The sequence below is a fragment of the Spirosoma arcticum genome (assembly GCF_054779955.1).
In genome coordinates this window covers 627817-644473 of the sequence record NZ_BAAGXG010000001.1, presented here as the reverse complement: position 1 = coordinate 644473, position 16657 = coordinate 627817, and the positions used below count along the sequence as shown (strand labels likewise).

The 16657-nt window shown below is 50.7% G+C and carries 13 protein-coding genes; 2 read left to right on the top strand and 11 right to left on the bottom strand.

The annotated features are described in order from the left end of the window. Window positions 1-29: 29 nt before the first annotated feature. The 9 genes from ACYVHB_RS02910 to holA form a co-directional block, all read right to left on the bottom strand. Entirely contained in the window at window positions 30-1226 is a 1197-nt protein-coding gene (locus ACYVHB_RS02910; RefSeq protein ID WP_461049440.1) for a glycosyltransferase family 2 protein, read from the bottom strand. After that, window positions 1223-2131 carry a glycosyltransferase family 2 protein gene (locus ACYVHB_RS02905; RefSeq protein ID WP_461049438.1) on the bottom strand — a complete coding sequence of 303 codons (909 nt, stop codon included), beginning with the start codon at window positions 2129-2131 and terminating at the stop codon, window positions 1223-1225. Before ACYVHB_RS02905 ends, ACYVHB_RS02910 begins: the two co-directional genes overlap by 4 nt. 97 nt (window positions 2132-2228) lie before the next feature. Continuing rightward, window positions 2229-3416 (bottom strand): sugar transferase, encoded by a 1188-nt coding sequence (locus ACYVHB_RS02900; RefSeq protein ID WP_461049437.1) that lies wholly within the window; start codon window positions 3414-3416, stop codon window positions 2229-2231. 88 nt (window positions 3417-3504) lie between these two features. Continuing rightward, complete coding sequence (locus ACYVHB_RS02895) at window positions 3505-3918, bottom strand: response regulator transcription factor (protein ID WP_461049435.1); 414 nt, start codon at window positions 3916-3918, stop codon at window positions 3505-3507. A gap of 76 nt (window positions 3919-3994) precedes the next feature. Next, the gene (locus ACYVHB_RS02890) at window positions 3995-5575 is read right to left on the bottom strand and encodes a T9SS type A sorting domain-containing protein (RefSeq protein WP_461049433.1); all 1581 of its coding nucleotides are present in this window, start codon (window positions 5573-5575) and stop codon (window positions 3995-3997) included. A 354-nt stretch (window positions 5576-5929) separates the two neighbouring features. Then, the gene (locus ACYVHB_RS02885; protein WP_461050018.1) at window positions 5930-6226 is read right to left on the bottom strand and encodes a LytR/AlgR family response regulator transcription factor; all 297 of its coding nucleotides are present in this window, start codon (window positions 6224-6226) and stop codon (window positions 5930-5932) included. Window positions 6227-7132: 906 nt separating this feature from the next. Continuing rightward, window positions 7133-9589: a TonB-dependent receptor gene (locus tag ACYVHB_RS02880; RefSeq protein WP_461049432.1), complete on the bottom strand. Its 2457-nt coding sequence runs from the start codon at window positions 9587-9589 to the stop codon at window positions 7133-7135. Window positions 9590-9775: 186 nt separating this feature from the next. After that, window positions 9776-9916, bottom strand: coding sequence for a hypothetical protein (locus ACYVHB_RS02875; RefSeq protein WP_461049431.1), 141 nt, complete (start codon window positions 9914-9916; stop codon window positions 9776-9778). Between the two features lie 303 nt (window positions 9917-10219). Beyond that, window positions 10220-11254 carry a DNA polymerase III subunit delta gene (holA, locus tag ACYVHB_RS02870; RefSeq protein ID WP_461049429.1) on the bottom strand — a complete coding sequence of 345 codons (1035 nt, stop codon included), beginning with the start codon at window positions 11252-11254 and terminating at the stop codon, window positions 10220-10222. Between the two features lie 291 nt (window positions 11255-11545). Between holA and ACYVHB_RS02865 the strand changes: the two genes are divergently transcribed. Then, entirely contained in the window at window positions 11546-11947 is a 402-nt protein-coding gene (locus ACYVHB_RS02865) for a hypothetical protein (RefSeq protein WP_461049428.1), read from the top strand. 168 nt (window positions 11948-12115) lie between these two features. On the opposite strand, the gene ACYVHB_RS02860 is transcribed toward ACYVHB_RS02865, so the two are convergent. Further along, a complete protein-coding gene (locus ACYVHB_RS02860) occupies window positions 12116-14434 on the bottom strand; it encodes an aconitate hydratase (protein ID WP_461049426.1) in 2319 nt (772 codons plus the stop codon). Window positions 14435-14671: 237 nt separating this feature from the next. Here ACYVHB_RS02860 and ACYVHB_RS02855 point away from each other — a divergent pair, with 237 nt between their 5' ends. After that, window positions 14672-15484, top strand: a complete 813-nt coding sequence (locus tag ACYVHB_RS02855; protein WP_461049424.1) for a CHRD domain-containing protein — start codon at window positions 14672-14674, stop codon at window positions 15482-15484. A 99-nt stretch (window positions 15485-15583) separates the two neighbouring features. Here ACYVHB_RS02855 and ACYVHB_RS02850 read toward each other — a convergent pair whose 3' ends face one another. Next, on the bottom strand, window positions 15584-16438 hold the full coding sequence (locus tag ACYVHB_RS02850) for a DUF4349 domain-containing protein (RefSeq protein ID WP_461049422.1): 855 nt from the start codon (window positions 16436-16438) through the stop codon (window positions 15584-15586). Between the last annotated feature and the right edge of the window lie 219 nt (window positions 16439-16657).

The window sequence follows — 16657 nt, the reverse complement described above, 5'->3', positions numbered from 1 at the left end:
CGACGCGATGTGGTGAAATGGGCGGCTCTTCACCCCTCGTTAATCGCGGTGCGGGTGGTGGTGTGCGGGGTGTTGATGAACCGCTTACCCGCTTCACCAATGCGGGTGATGGAGCGGAGAAATCGAAAAAACAAGGCGGGCACCTGACTGACTTCCTTCCAGGTAAGGCATTTCAGGAGGCTAACCGGAATGGCTACGTAAAAACTAAACAGCAGCATACCGAGTTGAGCACCAATCAGAACTAGCAACTCCGCTGATCCCAGCAGCAGGGCCACCAGCAAACTGATGCTTAAAAACCCCAGCAGGATTACCCGTGGCAGAAACAGGGTCAGAAAAACCTTGTCGAAGTAGTCGAAATTACCCCGCAGCAACTGGCCAATTCCCGACGGCAGGTTCCGGCGCAGGTACTTAAGCTGCGCGGCAATCCAGCGGGTGCGCTGCTTCTCAAACACGGCTAAACTCTGCACTTTCTCGTCGTAGCACAGGGCATCGTCGAGGTAGTCGATCCTGAAGCCGTCGTGGATGAGCCGCATTTCGAGTTCTTTGTCGAAGCCACCCGTCGTGTTGATCTGACTCATGTGGTGTTTGAACAGGCCGAAGTCGAACGCCATCCCCGATCCCATCAGGCTGCCCGACAGCCCCAGCACGCGGTGCCCCCGCCGGAAAATATGCGTGTTTATTTCTTCGCTCACCGCGTCGAGAATGGCGATGCTGGTGTTCGTATTCTTGGCCACCCGGTGCCCCTGTATCACCGTCCAGCCCTGGTCGAAGGCCGCATTGATGCGCGTCAGGAAGTCAGGCGCCATTACGTTGTCCGCGTCGAGCACGACCGCCACGTCGTAGTCTTTTTCAAGGCGGTCTAAGGTGGCGTTGAGCGCTTTGGCTTTGGTGGAGACCTCAAAACTCACCTCCACCACCTGCACGGGCAGTCGGGACAGTTTTTGTAAGGTTGCCGCCTGCAGCGAATCGGCAATGATGATGACATCGTAGAACGCACGCGGGTACGTCTGACCAAGCGCCTGCTGCGCCGAGTCGACGATAACCATATCTTCTTTGTAAGCGGGCACCAGCACCGCCATTCGCCGGAAGTACGGGGAGCGGCTACTGGAGTCGGCGGGCGCAGGCAACCGTCCCAACCGCCCGGCTAAGGCAAAAACAAACAGATAAATTGTTTCGACGGCGGTTATTCCGAAGAAAACCAGTAAGCAGTTGATGACCATGTTCATGGGTAGAATGAGGAGTTAGATAACGATGATTTGTGGGTGACATTCCACAGGAGACCACTCCAGAACGCTTTCAGGTAATCGAAGCGACGGGAGAGCAGAAAAGAAAGCGAATTTTTAGGAACCGAAACCAGCGTGAAGAAGCTCAGGAACAGCAGCCGTTGGGCCAGTGGAAAATTACGGCGCATGAAAAACAGCCGGTTTCGGGTGTGGTAGTACATTTTTAGTGGACTATGCTTACCCGTTGACACGGACTCTTTGTGCCAGACAACCGACTGCGGTACGTACCAGGCCCTGAATCCGTCCCGGTGAGCGCGGGCGCACCAGTCGACTTCCTCGTAGTAGAGAAAGAACCGCTCGTCCATCAGGCCCGTCGTTTCCACCAGTTTGCGGGAGACCAGCATGGCCGCCCCATGCACGAAAGGCGTAAGTGTTGTCTGGTCAAATTGCCCTTCGTCGACCTGCCGATTACCAATAAAATGCCCCCGGCCGGTGTACGGGTTTATGCCGCTTGAACCGGCGTACTGAATGAGGTTCTCCTCGTGGAAAAACTTGATTTTAGGGCTGACCATCCCCGCGTCGGGCTGCGTCTCGAGACAATCCACTAAGGGCTGTAGAAAATCGGGGGCCACCTCAGTATCGTTGTTAAGAAAAAGCAGGTACTTACCCCGGCACTCCCGAACGGCCAGATTGTTGCCGCCCGCAAAACCAAGATTAGTATCACTCTTTAAGAAACGAACTGTGGGAAAATGGCTACTAACAGCATCAATTGTCTGATTCTGACTGCCATTATCAACTACGAATACTTCTATATTCGGGTATTGAATACGTTGCAGCGATTTAAGTAACTCATAGGTTACTTGCGCCTGATCGTAGTTAACGGTGATAATAGAGACCAATGGTGGCATAAGAGTTAGCGTATTGATGCCGGAATAATTTCAGGGGAGAGCACACGATATCACCTACTTTTGCGCGAAATTTTTCGCAGAATTTGCGTGACCATTTTCACACGTTTTCCCGCTGCCAAACAGCCGTTACGGTCTTAAACAGGATGTCTAAATCCGTGCGAAACGAGAAATGCTCGGCGTATTTAATATCGAGTTGAACCCGCTCTGAATCGGATACCACACCCTGCGACTTACCCCGTTTTGTCACCTGCCAGAGTCCCGTTAGCCCGGCTGGTGCCGCAAAGCGCTGCGCACAGGTGGCCATGGTGAGCCGCTCGGCCTCATAAAAGGGCAGCGGACGATTGCCAACCAACGACATGTCGCCCCGCAGAATATTGAAAAGCTGGGGCAGTTCATCAATGCTGCTATTGCGCAAAATGCTCCCTAAACGCGTGATACGGGGGTCATTGCGAAACTTAACGAACACGGCCCCTGCTTTTTTGGCCCGTAAATGCTCACGCTCGCAAATCAGCGTTTCCTGCAGGAACAATGGATTCTGACACGGTATATCCAGGCGCTGGCAATTTTCGCAGCGGGTGTTCGGAGCGATGGCGGGTTCGGCGGAATTGTAAATGTTATGCGCAGCCATTCCCGAAAGTAATTTGTCCGCATTAAGTCGCATACTGCGGAATTTGTACATATTGAATACCTTAAAATCCCGGCCAACTCGTTTTGAACGGTATAAAACCGGACCAGGCGATTCAATGAAGATCAGCATTGCCGCCGTAATTAATACGGGAGAAAGGGCCGTTAAAACAGACAGTGAAACGACCACGTCCAAAAACCGTTTCCAAAAAGGCATTTGTGCTTTCGGTAAATCCAGATCGGCCAGTTGCGTTGCTGAGTTGAAGTATGCTTTTTTCTGAATTAAGTAGTCAACCCGAAACTTGAGTTTTTCGGTATCTGATTCGAGAGAAAAAACCTCAAGTGCCTGTAGGCGGTAAGCACTCTCCTGTAGCTCAGGCGTCACAATTTTAGCAGTCAGGATAACCGGCAGAAAATAAGAACCGCCGTCAGTCTGCATTTTTTCGAGCAGCGCTATTCCTCCCAGACGATTGTTTGCAATTACCAAATCAGCCCAATTACCTGCCTGAATCCATTCTAACGTGTCATCGGTAGTATCAAACAGAATTATGGATGCCTGTTGACCAAAATTGTATACAAACTGAGCGATGAGCGCGGGATTTTGCTCAAGATAAACGATCAGGAATTTAGTAGCTGATAATGGAAGTCCGTAGGTTTTCATAAGGAGAGGATTATAATTCAGCTTTTGTTCAACGTTACCGGGCAGCCACCCACAACGTTGAAGAAGTACTGCACCAATGCAAACTAATTTACAGGCCGGATTGAGAGCGACGAAGTACGGCACGGACTTTTGCTTTCACTTCGAGCGGATTAAATGGTTTAGCCAAATACCCATCGGCTCCACTTTCAAGACACTCAATACGGGTAGTGCTGTCATCATTATCCGATAGAACAATAATTGGTAAATCTTTAAAGAAAGTACTATCCCGAATGAGCCTGATAAGCTTTCGACCATCGAGCTGGGCCATGTTTAACTCCGTGATTATTACATTAGCCGAATTGCCCTGTTCGAGCCAGTGCATGGCTTCTATTCCATTCTGAGCGTGTTTAATTCTGAACTCTGAATTTAGGGTTTGACCCAGAATACGGGCAATAAAATGATCTTCATCAACTAACAACAATGTTTGTAATAGCGACGATTGAGAAGAGAAATAATGTTTCATCTTTCAGGGTGAGTTGATGTGTAAATTTTAATTTTTTGTTAATTAATGACAACTAAAAAATGCTTGTTACTCCTGATCAGCGTTTGGCAAAACGTTTAGAGACGTATCCCGTTGCTGTTTTTGCACGCAGTATATATACACCAGTGGGCAGTGACTGTAGTGATAAATTAAACGCATCGGCAGGTGAGACATTAAATTGAATCAACGTTGTACCCGATAAGTTGAACACGGAGATTTGATCTAACAACTGATTCGACCATACGTAAAGCTGATCATCGCAGGGAGATGGGTACAGTGTGAAAATCTGATCTGTTACGGGATGATATTCGTAGGCACCAATGTCAACGTTTGATCCAATAAGTCGTTGATTACCGTCGAGATCAAATGCAAGCTGGTCGACAAATTGGCCAGAACCTTTGTCTATTAGTGCTGATGTGTTAGCCAGACGAAAATCACCTTTATTACGATCAGCGAATCCCACCGAATCAGTAACAGCGGTCATAAAATTAGCATTTTGCTTAGCCGTAGCGCCCTGACTAAAACTCACAAATTTCCGACCTTTGCCAACAGCCGACATGATATTGTTTGAAATTATATTGTTGTTAATTTCATTATACAGCTTTATTACTTCTTCACCGGAATTAACAATCGTGTTGTTCAGAAATTCCATTGGTGCATTGACAATCGAGCCGGGACGGTCGTCACAAAAAATACCATTTGTGCCGCTGTTTACGACTAAGTTGTTAAACACCTTTGTGTTTCCCAAGTTGCCTATTAATATAATTCCGACGCCCGGTGTATCGAATATCTGGTTGTTGTAGAAACGGCCACTTACCCCTCCTCCTATCTGTATTCCATTGTTCTGAAAAGTGGCAAACGGTGACCGGCCACTCGCCCTGACAATGTTATGGTGTACTTCAGCATCAAAAGCCGCTGCATACTGAATTCCCTCAGCACCAGTACGTTCCGTGATGTTATGATGAATTTTTAACCCGTAGATGTTATGAGGAAGCACCCGCTTATCAACTCCGTTGCATTTCGTTTGGTGGCCTTCATTCCAGAACGCGCTACCCACATACATCCCTTCAGCATCCGTGTCATGAATGTAGTTGTGATGAATGTCCACGTTGCGCATCATGAAGCGGTCACGCCAGGTAGTTGAGTCACACGTTGGGTCAGTTTTGACCATTATTCCGGCAAACCCGGCACCGGCAATTTCTACGTGTTCAATCTCACAGTCTGTACTTTTATTTTCTACACGAAGCGCCTGAGTGCCCGGTGCTGATTTTACGATTAATAATCCATACGTATGTTCGGCTGATCCGGCACCGGAAACAACAAAATTCTTACAACCGTAGAATTGAAGACCTGCCGGAAGTTTATCAGAATTTAGCACTACCTGTCCACCACAGTTCACAAAGCGAATCGGTTTTTTGTCCGTGCCGATGAAATTATTGAAGTATAGATGGGTGTATGTCCCTGCCTGAATGCAGACGGTCTGGCCAGGTTGTATTGCCGTATCTTTTCCCGAATAGATGCCGCTTTTGGTTATTGTCAAATCACAATTACAATTGATCTGACCTTGCCCGTAAACCATCGTCGTAATTTGAACTACGAGATTAACTATGATAATTAAGTGAGTAAAAAACAATTTCATAATCTATTTTTATAACTTAGTTGAGTTTAGCTACAAATTTTAGTTGAAAACTTGTAGCTGCTTTAAAACTGCAAAATTTTCGTTAACGAGTTCTCTTGGGCATTAACGTGAATAGTTAAACGCTACTTGACGATGATAACACTGATGACAAATCAGTCATCCGATTCTATTTCTTTATATCATCTGTTTAACAATCGATTCTCAGGTGTTTTTTAATTGATTTTACAAAAAACCAACTATTCAATCTATCAGCTTTCGATTAGTCGAAATAACCTTGACAGCCCGTCTGAAAGATCAGGTTTGTCTAAAAAGATCCTTGTACGAAATCAGCCTTGTACGCGTTTTGCCTTACTATCAGCATTCAGGTAAAGGCATATTCAGTTTCACGGCAGTTTGGTGAATTCGTTTTCGGGAAACTGACAATATCTGCCCACTGCTCAACCTTACATAATAATCTCTGTATCCTCTACTCTTGAGTTCACCCACGTATTGTGGATTTACTAAGCTTGATTTATGAACCCGCACGAAATCAGGTAATTTACTGGATAAAACTTTCAATGTCCAGGGCAACAACTCAACTCTTCCAGTTGATAAGTGTACACGCGTGTAATTTCCGTCTCCTTCCATCCAGACAATTGAAGGAGTTGACATTGAGAATAGAGCTTTGGGATACATCTCTGTCATCATGAGCGCAATCTTTAAGTTGGATGATTATAATTATTCAACAATAAATTCAATTAACACTTATCTAATAAGTATTAATTTCTCAGTTTAGACAGCTAAACGGTCTGATTCATAGTTGAATACATTGACTATTAATTGATCACACTATTATATAAACGCCTGGTTACTTACACAGCCATTATATCCAATGTGACTATAGTTAGTTTTTTTGAATAGATAATATGGATTAAATCCATTTATCAGGTTATAACCGTATATATAACATACGATTAAAATTAAATTAGTGGCACCATTGTTATTTCCTTTTCAACATAATATTAGAGCTATGCCTGTTTGCGCACAATCTTTAATTGATAAATTGATTTTAGAGTTTTTACTATAAAATTATTTGGTAAATCTAACTATAACTTATTGAACTATATATAGTCTATAATTTTACTTATTATTATATACAGTAACATAAAAAAACTATTATATTTAATAATTTATGGTTTAGTATTATACTACTTTTCATAAGATTATTCACAATTCTGATAGTTGTGTGAATATTTGTCAACATGGAGTCACACAAAATCAGTTTTGATTAACCTAAATTCCATTTGCAGCCTGATTTTAAGCATGATTGGTAGAATTCCTGACTCAGACGATGGCGTTACACAGTTTGGATGCTCTGTAAAGTATTCTGCTTGTGGGTGGCTTCAAATAGGGTTCGCTTGTTGATACTAACTGGTGAAAAACGAAGGGGCTCCCCGAAACAGCCTATTGGCCTGTTTCGGGGAGCCCCTTCAATAGTTATATCCACTCACGCCAAAAATTAGCGATAAGCGCAGCTTTTGATGTTCATGGTCAATTCGAACTGGTAGACAAGGGTATTCAGCGACTGTTGGCCAGCACCAGCGGCCACTTCAGTATGAGCATAACCGTGCGCCCCGGCTCATCGGCGAAATACCGGAAACGATCCAAGTAGTCGCGGTAGGCCCGGTTGAGCAGGTTTGTGCCGGTTAGAATGACGTTCACCGACTGGCGGTTCACTCGCCATGAGAAACCAGTTTCAGCCCCCACAAGGGCATAGGCGGCCGGGGGTGGTGCAAAATCACCCGTAAAGATGATCCGTCCGTTCTCCTGTTGCTGCGCCACAGTTGGCACCCGATTCTGTTGTGCCACATACTGATTCGTCAGGCTAATAAAAAGGCCTGATATGCGCTTTACACCGGTTATCTGCCGGTTACCTAACTCGTAGCGCAGCCCATTATCCGTGCGATTTGGGGGGATGTAGACTAAGTAGTCGCGGTTTGTATGATCGTAAGCGAATAGCAGCGACGTTTTAGAACTGAATGTCAGCCGGTTCGTTAGTTTATAGCGGATTGTGGCATCAACTCCCCGGAAGGTAGCCGCCACCTGGCGGTAGGAATACGCCGGGAATGCCCCCCGCTGCCGCACGATGGGAACCGAATCGGGTTTGAGGTAGATATAATTCTCGATCCGATTGGCGTACAGATTCAAGTCTACATAGAGCCGCTGACTCGTGTATTCAACCGACACGTTCATGTTATACGCTTGTTCGGGTTTCAAATTCGGGTTGCCCCGTTCGTAGGCAACGGCGCTCTGATGCAGCCCATCGGAATACAAATCACTCACGTTGGGAGCCCGCCAGGCGGTGCTGAGATTGCCCGACACGGATAGCTGCGCATTAACTTGATACGTAGCCCCCAGCGAACCCGTCGCGTTGCGCCAGTTGCGGGTGCGGGCGGTTACGGTGTTAGTCGGCTGGTCCAGAAAGAACGCCCGCAGCCAGCGGTAGTCGTATCGAATTCCAGCTTCAACCGTCCACTGGTTACGGATGTACCGCTCAATGGCGAAGAGACCCGCGCCGTAGTTACGGTAGTTTGGGATCAGGAACAGAAACCGCCGGACATTTCCCTGCGTGATGCCATTGAAACCAACACTGCCCGAAAACCGACCAACGTGCCGGGGGTCTCCGTCGGCGGTCTTGACGGGGCTGTGCTCCCACATCAGATCGGCGGTTTGAGTCACTAATTTCAGATACAGCTCCGGGTCGGTCGAGCGGCTAAAGGCCAGCACGTCGTATTCGCGCCGGAGGTTTTGCTGCCGCGCAACGGTAGCCGTCAGCGTTCCCCACCGGTCGAACCGCATAAATGCCCGCACCTTCAGTAAATTATGCTGCACCTGCTGGTAGGGCCGGTTCAGGGCGTAGGAAAAACCCGGCTGACGGAGCGGTTCGGAGCGGGCAATGGCTGCGTAGAAATCAGCCAGACTACCAACCTGCGCCCCGCTGAACAAGCCAACTTTAGTGTAGAACTGCGAATAGAATACCTCAGCGCCAATTCTATGGCGACTGTAGCTGAGCGTACCGGATACGTTGTTCTCGTGGTAACTGCTGTTTTCGAGGTAGTAATTTGGCGTTTTGGCGTAGCCAGCGCGTTTCAGTGTGCCCTGTAACCGCCAGCTCAGGCCCGGTGCGCGTGTCAGCGCCTGCTCAACGTAACCGGACAACGTACCCTGCCGCCCGTTGGTACCACCCACAACGTTCAATTCGCCCCCAAGACCGGGCACCGTCGGCATCGCTTTAGGTTCCACCAGAATTACCCCGCCAATGGCATCGGAGCCGTAGCGGATGCTGGCCGCGCCTTTGATAACCGTCAGCCGCGACGCCAGAAATGGGTCGATTTGCGGGGCGTGTTCGCTGCCCCACTGCTGGTCCTCCTGCCGAACGCCGTTGTTAAGCGTCACGATCCGGTTGCTGTACAGTCCGTGAATGACAGGCTTAGAAATGGACGGCCCCGTTTGAATCGTGTATAAGCCGGGCAGCGTCTTTAGGCTCTCCCCAAGCGACTGCCCGCGCGTGGCGTCGAGCGCGGGGCCGGTTAGGGAAGTTTGCACCTGAAGAAGCTGCTGCGCTTCCGAGCGTCGCTCCGTCACGACGACTTCCTGCAAGGTTTGATTATCCGCAACCAATTGCACGGGAGCCAGGACCATCGCCGAATCGACACCCGGCCGGTCCGCCGGTGCGGTGGATTCGCCAACCGTCACTACCTGAGACGTCGGTTTATAGCCTACAAACTGGTAGTCGACGATGTACTGTCCGGGGCAGAGCGCAGGCAGCCGAAAGTACCCCGCCGTGTCGGCAACGGTACCGGTGGTCAGTCCGCGAATCGAGGCCGTTGCGCCCACGAGCGGTTCGTGGGTATCCCGCGCCACAATCTGGCCGGTCAGGGTCGTTGAGCAGGTCGTTTGCGCCTGACTGTTGTGGCTAATGATGAATGCAATGACCAGGCAGATTTGACCAACAAACACCGCTACTCGTTTCATAACCTACTGCAAAAGCGCACCGTTCAGTGCAACACAGTTGCAAAAATAGTACAAAATGGGATAATTGTCGCGAACGATGGGTTATTTACCAGTACTGACAAGCCCATTGGGTGGCTGTTTGCCTTAACAAACGAAGCCGCCCCAGTTATTGGGAGCGGCTTCGGGCATTCGTTTATCATCGTACGCCTACATATTATGACGCTTGTACCAATCCTTGTTGATTTCGCGGTCGTCCTTCTCAACGCCCCTCAGAAACCACAGAATGATCCCGGCCATTGCCAACAAACCGCTCACACCAACCACCTGACCTATTAGTAACTCATTCATAATTACAACCGGTTAAGATCATCAATCAACCTATAAATTACTCTGTGCTTTCGACGCAAAACGGCAACGATCGCGGCTGAAATTAACGTCCCAATGAGGATGACCAAGCCGTCAAGCCAATTTGTCGTGCTCACAAACCGAACGAAAATAGTGCGTCGTTCCAGACCCAACTAACAAAAACAGGGTGGCTGATTGCTTGAAAAATTCAGTTTCAAACTTCAAACGTTCCTTAATGTAATCGGGCTTATCAACGGTGGGTTCCATCATTGGCCGACAAGGTAACGCATTTTTCGCACCTTCCGTTTAGTGCAGCACCTCGAACACCAACTCGCGCAGAATATCGCCCTCGGTCATGGTGGGGGCGTCGATGCCCTTGCTGCGGGCGTCGGCGATGCGGATGGCGTGAAGAATAGCGGCTACTTTGGGGAGCGGAAACGTGCGGGCCGCCGACAGGTAGTCCTTCACGAAAAACGGGTTCACACCCAGCAGCGGAGCCAGGCCCTTGTCGGTTTGGTCTTTGCTGGCCTGCACCTGCAACACCTTGCTGAAGTACCCGAACAACTGCGCCAGAATTACGACCAGCGGGTTGTCTTTGGCATTCCGGGCGAAATAGTCAATGATACGGTTAGCTTTGAGCACATCGCGCTGGACGAGCGCTTTTTGCAGTTCAAACACGTTATACTCTTTGCTGATACCGACCAGCCGCTCGACCGTAGCAGCCGAAATTTCCTCGCCGACGTGCAGGTTAATCAGGATTTTGTCGATCTCGCTGGCCAACCGCTTGAGGTCGTTGCCGATGTGATCGGCCAGGAGCTGGCAGGCTTTGGGACTGACTTTGGCGCCCTGCTCGCGGCAGTACTCCCCTACCCAATCCGGTATCTTATTGTCGTAGAGTTTTTTGACGCCTAATAGTTTGCCCTTCGCTCCGAAGGCTTTCACCCAGGCCTTGCGTTCGTCCAAAGCCGACTTGCCTTCTTCTTTGGTGAAGCACAGCATCAGAATCGTGCTGGACAGCGGGTTCAGGGCGTAATCTTCGAGCAGCGTCTGAGCCGACTTATCGTTGATGCCGGTCAGTTGCTGGGCTTCTTTAACGAGCACCAACTGCCGCTCAGCCATGAACGGATAGCGCCGGGCGTAGTTCATAACGGCCCCAACGTCGGTGTCCCGTCCAAATAACACAAACTGGTTGAATCCACGCTCAGCTACCGGCACAGCCACTTTTTCGAGTTCGTCGGCAATGCGGTCGAGGTAAAACGGCTCGTCGCCGTGAAGGAGATAAACGGGTTCGATCCGCTTGTTGCGGATGTCTTTGAGCAGGGCGTCGACGGCGGGAATCAAACGAGTACTAATGATTAGTAAGCAGACAGCACAAAATTAAGCCAATTGAAACGTCATGCAGCAGTTCTCGGCCAGGAACTATGCGAAGCCTCGGTTCGCGGGGCAGTTTGTGTCCGGGTTAGCTTGCGAGTGTCCGCACAAAACGTTCATTTCCGAACAATGGCTGTCCGATTTCGTACAAAAAATACAACGCGAAATGTAGCACATTACTGATAATCAACCAGTTGATTTTATGGCACGTCGTTTGGCATAGTAAGGAAGAACAGTAAACAACAAAAAACAACTAAAGCCATGATTAACTTCCTTACCCAAGCCAGTGCGTTAACCGGTTGCAAAAATCTGATCGGTGGACTCTTTATTAGTGCCACCACGCTCTTTGCCAATCCGGAGGCTCCCACCAAACCCACCTCGTTCGATACCAGTGTCTTTGTAACACGGCAGGGAAAAATTAGACTGGCCGTGCAGAAAACTGTTCCCGGCACCGTATCGGTGCAGTTGCTGGATCAAAAGAAACACATTTTGTTCAGCGGTATCGTTGCCAAGAAAGACGACAAAGCGGCCCTGTTGTTCGACATGAGCGAGGTGAACGACGGGATTTACACGCTGGAAATCAAGTCGGCTGAGGGTAGCATTCTGAAGCAAGTTAGTGTGTTTACGCCGAAATCAGTGCGTACCATTGAGTTCAGTGAGTAGTCACATCCCAACAAAGTACAGTTGGTCTGCATTTAGGTTAAGAAAAAGTGATGAAAGCCCCTTCGCCCTGCGGAGTGGCTTTTTTGTTGTCTAATCGTAAATAAACCCGGCCAATCGCCCTCAATGGGTAATCAGCCGGGTTTATACCGTCAGCATTACTAAAGTCACTTACACACTTTGCTTCATCCGGATAATGTTCAGGGCGGCACCCGCTTTGAACCACTCGATCTGACCTTCGTTGTAGGTGTGATTCACCATAAACTCGTCCATGCTGCCATCGGCGTGGTGCAGCACGATTTCGAGCGGGCGGCCCGGCGCGAACTCCGTCAGGCCCTCGATGTCGATGGTATCGTCTTCTTGCACCTTGTCATAGTCGGCGGGGTTGGCAAAGGTGAGGGCCAGCATGCCCTGCTTTTTCAGGTTCGTTTCGTGAATCCGGGCGAACGACCGCACCAGTATGGCCCGAACGCCGAGGAAACGCGGTTCCATGGCCGCGTGTTCGCGGGAGGAACCTTCGCCGTAGTTCTCGTCACCCACCACGACTGATCCAATTCCGGCCGCTTTGTAAGCCCGCTGCACGGCCGGTACTTCGCCATATTCGCCCGTTAGTTGGTTTTTGACGCTATTGGTCTTTTCGGTGTAGTAGTTCACCGCGCCAATCAGCATGTTGTTCGAGATGTTGTCTAAGTGCCCGCGGTACTTCAGCCACGGCCCGGCCATCGAAATATGGTCGGTGGTACACTTGCCCTTGGCTTTGATGAGCAGTTTCAGCCCCGTCAGGTCCGTGCCCTCCCAAACCAGGAATGGGGCCAGTAGTTGAAGCCGGTCGGAGGTGGGCGAAACCAGCACATTCACGCCGGAGCCATCTTCGGCCGGAGCCTGATAGCCCGCATCATCGACGGCGTAGCCTTTCACGGGCTGCTCAATGCCTACCGGCTCGTCGAGCATAACCTGCTCCCCGGCTTCATTGGTCAGCGTGTCGGTCATGGGATTAAACGTCAGGTCACCGGCAATGGCAAAAGCCGTCACGATTTCGGGCGACGCCACGAAGGCATGTGTACTGGCGTTGCCGTCGTTGCGTTTGGCGAAATTGCGGTTGAACGAGGTGATGATGGAGTTTTTACGGGTTGGGTCGTCCATGTGCCGCGCCCACTGTCCAATACAGGGACCACAGGCGTTGGCCAGCACGACTCCTCCCATCTCTTCAAACGTGCCCAGCAGCCCATCGCGCTCAGCGGTGAACCGCACCAGTTCCGAACCGGGTGTTACGGTGAACTCCGACTTCACCTTCAGCCCTTTGCTCGTGGCCTGAGCGGCTATCGACGCCGACCGGGTCAGGTCTTCGTAGCTGGAGTTGGTGCAGGAACCAATCAGACCGACTTCTAATTTCTCGGGCCAATTATTATCGCGAACGGCTTTGGCAAAGTTCGATAGCGGCCACGCCAGGTCAGGCGTGAAGGGACCATTAACGTGCGGCTCCAGTTCGGACAGGTCAATTTCAATGAGTTGGTCATAGTACGTGGCCGGGTCGGAATAGACCTCGTCGTCGGAGCGCAGATGCGCCCGCACCGCATCGGCTGCGTCGGCAATGTCAGCGCGGGAGGTAGCCCGCAGGTAGTCGGCCATCTTCTCATCGTAGCCGAAGATAGAGGTCGTGGCGCCAATTTCAGCGCCCATGTTGCAGATGGTGCCTTTACCGGCCGCCGACAGGGTTTCGGCACCCTCGCCAAAGTACTCCACAATGCAGCCCGTACCACCTTTCACGGTCAGGATACCGGCCACCCGCAGAATCACGTCTTTGGCCGACGACCAGCCGCTCAGCTTACCAATCAGTTTAACGCCGATTAGTTTTGGCATTTTCAACTCCCAGGCCAGCCCCGCCATCACGTCGCAGGCATCGGCCCCACCAACGCCAATGGCAATCATGCCCAAGCCGCCGGCCATGGGTGTGTGCGAATCGGTACCGATCATCATGCCGCCCGGAAAGGCGTAATTTTCCAGCACTACCTGGTGAATGATGCCCCCGCCGGGTTTCCAGAAGCCAATACCGTATTTATTGGATACGGACGCCAGAAAATCATATACTTCCCGGTTTTTGTTCCGGGCAACATCCAGATCCTCAACAGCCCCTACTTCGGCCTGAATCAGATGGTCGCAGTGAACCGTAGAGGGTACCGCCACCTTCGGACGACCGGCCTGCATGAACTGCAACAGGGCCATCTGAGCCGTAGCGTCTTGCATAGCCACCCGGTCGGGCGCGAAATCCACGTAGGCTTTTCCCCGCTCAAAAGCCTGAGTAGGCAGCGCCCGATTCGGCTCACCGGACACGGCGCCACCGCCCCCCGTTGTTTCGGGACCTGCAAAGAGGTGACTATATAAAATCTTTTCCGATAAGGTCAGCGGTTTGCCCACTGCCTGCCGGGCTGCGTCTACGCGTTCGCCGAGATTGGCGTACACACGCTGAATCATATCCAAGTCAAAAGCCATAATAAGAAAGGGATAACGGTTACTGAATGAGGTTATCTACCAAAATAACCCACGAACGGGGAGAATGAATTCCGGTTCGCGGGTCAAAATTAGAAGATTATCACTCGTTTTAGAAGTTCTGTGAACGATGAACCGAAAACGATTCACAAAAACCAGTCTGCCCAAGCAACCATTCTATCACTATTCACGTACATACTGTGTACATTACACAACTTTACGAATTCACAACCTTACCCAATGAGCCAAAAAACTACATTTCTGTCCGTGGCTGCGCTGTTGGCGCTATGCCTGACCCTCACCAGTTGCAACGATCACCAATCGTTTCCGGCTGACGCAAAAATTTCGCTGGTGGCCACCCTGAGCGGGGCCGCTGAGCGACCAACGTCGGTGCCGACGGCCGCGACGGGCTCGTTTGTCGGGGTTATTGACCGGGCTACCCGCGTGTTGAGCTATACCGTGACGTATTCGGGTTTAACGCCCGTTATGGGTCACCTGCACCGGATTACGCCCAACTCAACAGTCGGCAACGGCCCGGTCGAAATACCGTTTGCCAGTTTAGGCTCCCCAATCACCGGCACAACTACCCTGACAACGATGGGCCGGGTGGATAGCCTCATCAATGGGTTCTATTACGCCAACCTGCACACAACAGCGTACCCGGCGGGTGAAATTCGGGGCAATATCCGGGTGAATGGACCGATCAAGTTAACTGCCACTCTGAGCGGGGCCGCCGAACGTCCAATGGCGGTACCCTCATCGGCTACGGGTGCGTTTGTGGGCGTAGTTGACCCGGCCACCCGTGTACTGAGTTACACGGTGACGTATTCGGGTTTGACGCCCGTTATGGGTCACCTGCACCGGATTACGCCCAACTCAACAGTCGGCAACGGCCCGGTTGAAATACCGTTTGCCAGTTTAGCCTCTCCCATTACCGGCACAACTACGTTGACAACGAACGGGCGAGTTGACAGTTTGCTCAACGGCTTCTACTACGCTAATCTGCACACAACGATGTTTCCGGCGGGTGAAATTCGCGGGGACATCAAGTAGCGGACTGCATTGCGTTTCTTGGACCAAACCAAGCCGGGTCATCTCGTAGTGAGATGACCCGGCTTGGTTTGGTCCTCCTGGTGGTTAAGCCCTGCGGAGCTACTTTTTCACGGAATTTCGTCGCCAGCGCGTAACGAGCCAGACCACACCGGCAACGAGTAAACCAAGGGGCAGCAGATAAAATACGTTAACGAACAGGTTACCAACCAACCGAAAGCCATCGGTCAGGTTGTTCACAATCTGCCGGTAAAACGGTTCTTCGGGCTGTAGTGCGGCTTCGGTTTGCTGGTAGTAGGTCAGGTTGACCGTGCTTAGCGCTACCTCATCCTTCAGTTGACGAAGTTCGGCCTCCTGCACTTCGCGCTCCTCCCGAATCTGGCCCAACTGCTCCTCTATCTTCAGCACGTCCTCCACATTGCGGGCCTGTTTAAGCAGTCGCAGGTAGGTTTCTTCCGTCACCTTTTTGCTCCGAATGCGGGCTTCAACATCCACATACCGGCGCGTAACGTCCTCAGCCGTAATGGTTTTCGTATCCTGATAAATAGATTCCTTCAACACAAGGCCAATGAAAGCATCCAATCGGGCGGCCGGTACGCGGATGGTCAGGCTATTTTCAATGGTATTGTCCGACTTGGTTTCGTTGGAGCTGGCAGTCTGCCCACCTACCTGCCGAACGGCCTGGTCGATGGCCCGGCCCGATGCGGCAAAGTCACTCACGCGAATGCGCAGTTGGGCGTTACGAATGATTTTACGGTTGGTGGCTACCGGACCCGGCGGTTGCCCAGACGGTTCAGGAGCCAGTTCGTCCACCGCCGGTGGCGGGGCTTCCTGATCGGGAGCAGCCAGTTTTTGGGTAGCCTGCTCCAGGGTTTGTGCCCCGGTGGTATCATTCGGCTCCGGTTTGGAGCAGGCGGTAAGCAAAAGCCAGCAGACGAGGGTCAGAGTTTTGTTCATAATGCATTGATGCGTGGTCAGAGCAAGTTGCACAGAACCCGTCATTTATTTTTAAAATGCCCGGAATAAAGCGTTTAAACGGTGATTTGCCCGCAGCTTACCGACCACAAAACGAACGTTGCCACGGCATACAGCGTTACTTATACACAAGCAATCCTCCGGTCTTTTCCTGTCGTACGTAGTTTATGCGTTTGCATAAGTCAAGTTGTTTGCGCCTAT

What these genes read in the sequence shown, in the direction of transcription:
- ACYVHB_RS02850 (WP_461049422.1), bottom strand. Translation starts at nt 16,438, where the DNA reads ATGAACAAAACTCTGACCCTCGTCTGCTGGCTTTTGCTTACCGCCTGC.
- ACYVHB_RS02880 (WP_461049432.1), bottom strand. Translation starts at nt 9,589, where the DNA reads ATGAAACGAGTAGCGGTGTTTGTTGGTCAAATCTGCCTGGTCATTGCA.
- ACYVHB_RS02900 (WP_461049437.1), bottom strand. Translation starts at nt 3,416, where the DNA reads ATGAAAACCTACGGACTTCCATTATCAGCTACTAAATTCCTGATCGTT.
- ACYVHB_RS02855 (WP_461049424.1), top strand. Translation starts at nt 14,672, where the DNA reads ATGAGCCAAAAAACTACATTTCTGTCCGTGGCTGCGCTGTTGGCGCTA.
- ACYVHB_RS02895 (WP_461049435.1), bottom strand. Translation starts at nt 3,918, where the DNA reads ATGAAACATTATTTCTCTTCTCAATCGTCGCTATTACAAACATTGTTG.
- ACYVHB_RS02885 (WP_461050018.1), bottom strand. Translation starts at nt 6,226, where the DNA reads ATGTCAACTCCTTCAATTGTCTGGATGGAAGGAGACGGAAATTACACG.
- ACYVHB_RS02905 (WP_461049438.1), bottom strand. Translation starts at nt 2,131, where the DNA reads ATGCCACCATTGGTCTCTATTATCACCGTTAACTACGATCAGGCGCAA.
- ACYVHB_RS02860 (WP_461049426.1), bottom strand. Translation starts at nt 14,434, where the DNA reads ATGGCTTTTGACTTGGATATGATTCAGCGTGTGTACGCCAATCTCGGC.
- ACYVHB_RS02875 (WP_461049431.1), bottom strand. Translation starts at nt 9,916, where the DNA reads ATGAATGAGTTACTAATAGGTCAGGTGGTTGGTGTGAGCGGTTTGTTG.
- ACYVHB_RS02890 (WP_461049433.1), bottom strand. Translation starts at nt 5,575, where the DNA reads ATGAAATTGTTTTTTACTCACTTAATTATCATAGTTAATCTCGTAGTT.
- ACYVHB_RS02865 (WP_461049428.1), top strand. Translation starts at nt 11,546, where the DNA reads ATGATTAACTTCCTTACCCAAGCCAGTGCGTTAACCGGTTGCAAAAAT.
- ACYVHB_RS02910 (WP_461049440.1), bottom strand. Translation starts at nt 1,226, where the DNA reads ATGAACATGGTCATCAACTGCTTACTGGTTTTCTTCGGAATAACCGCC.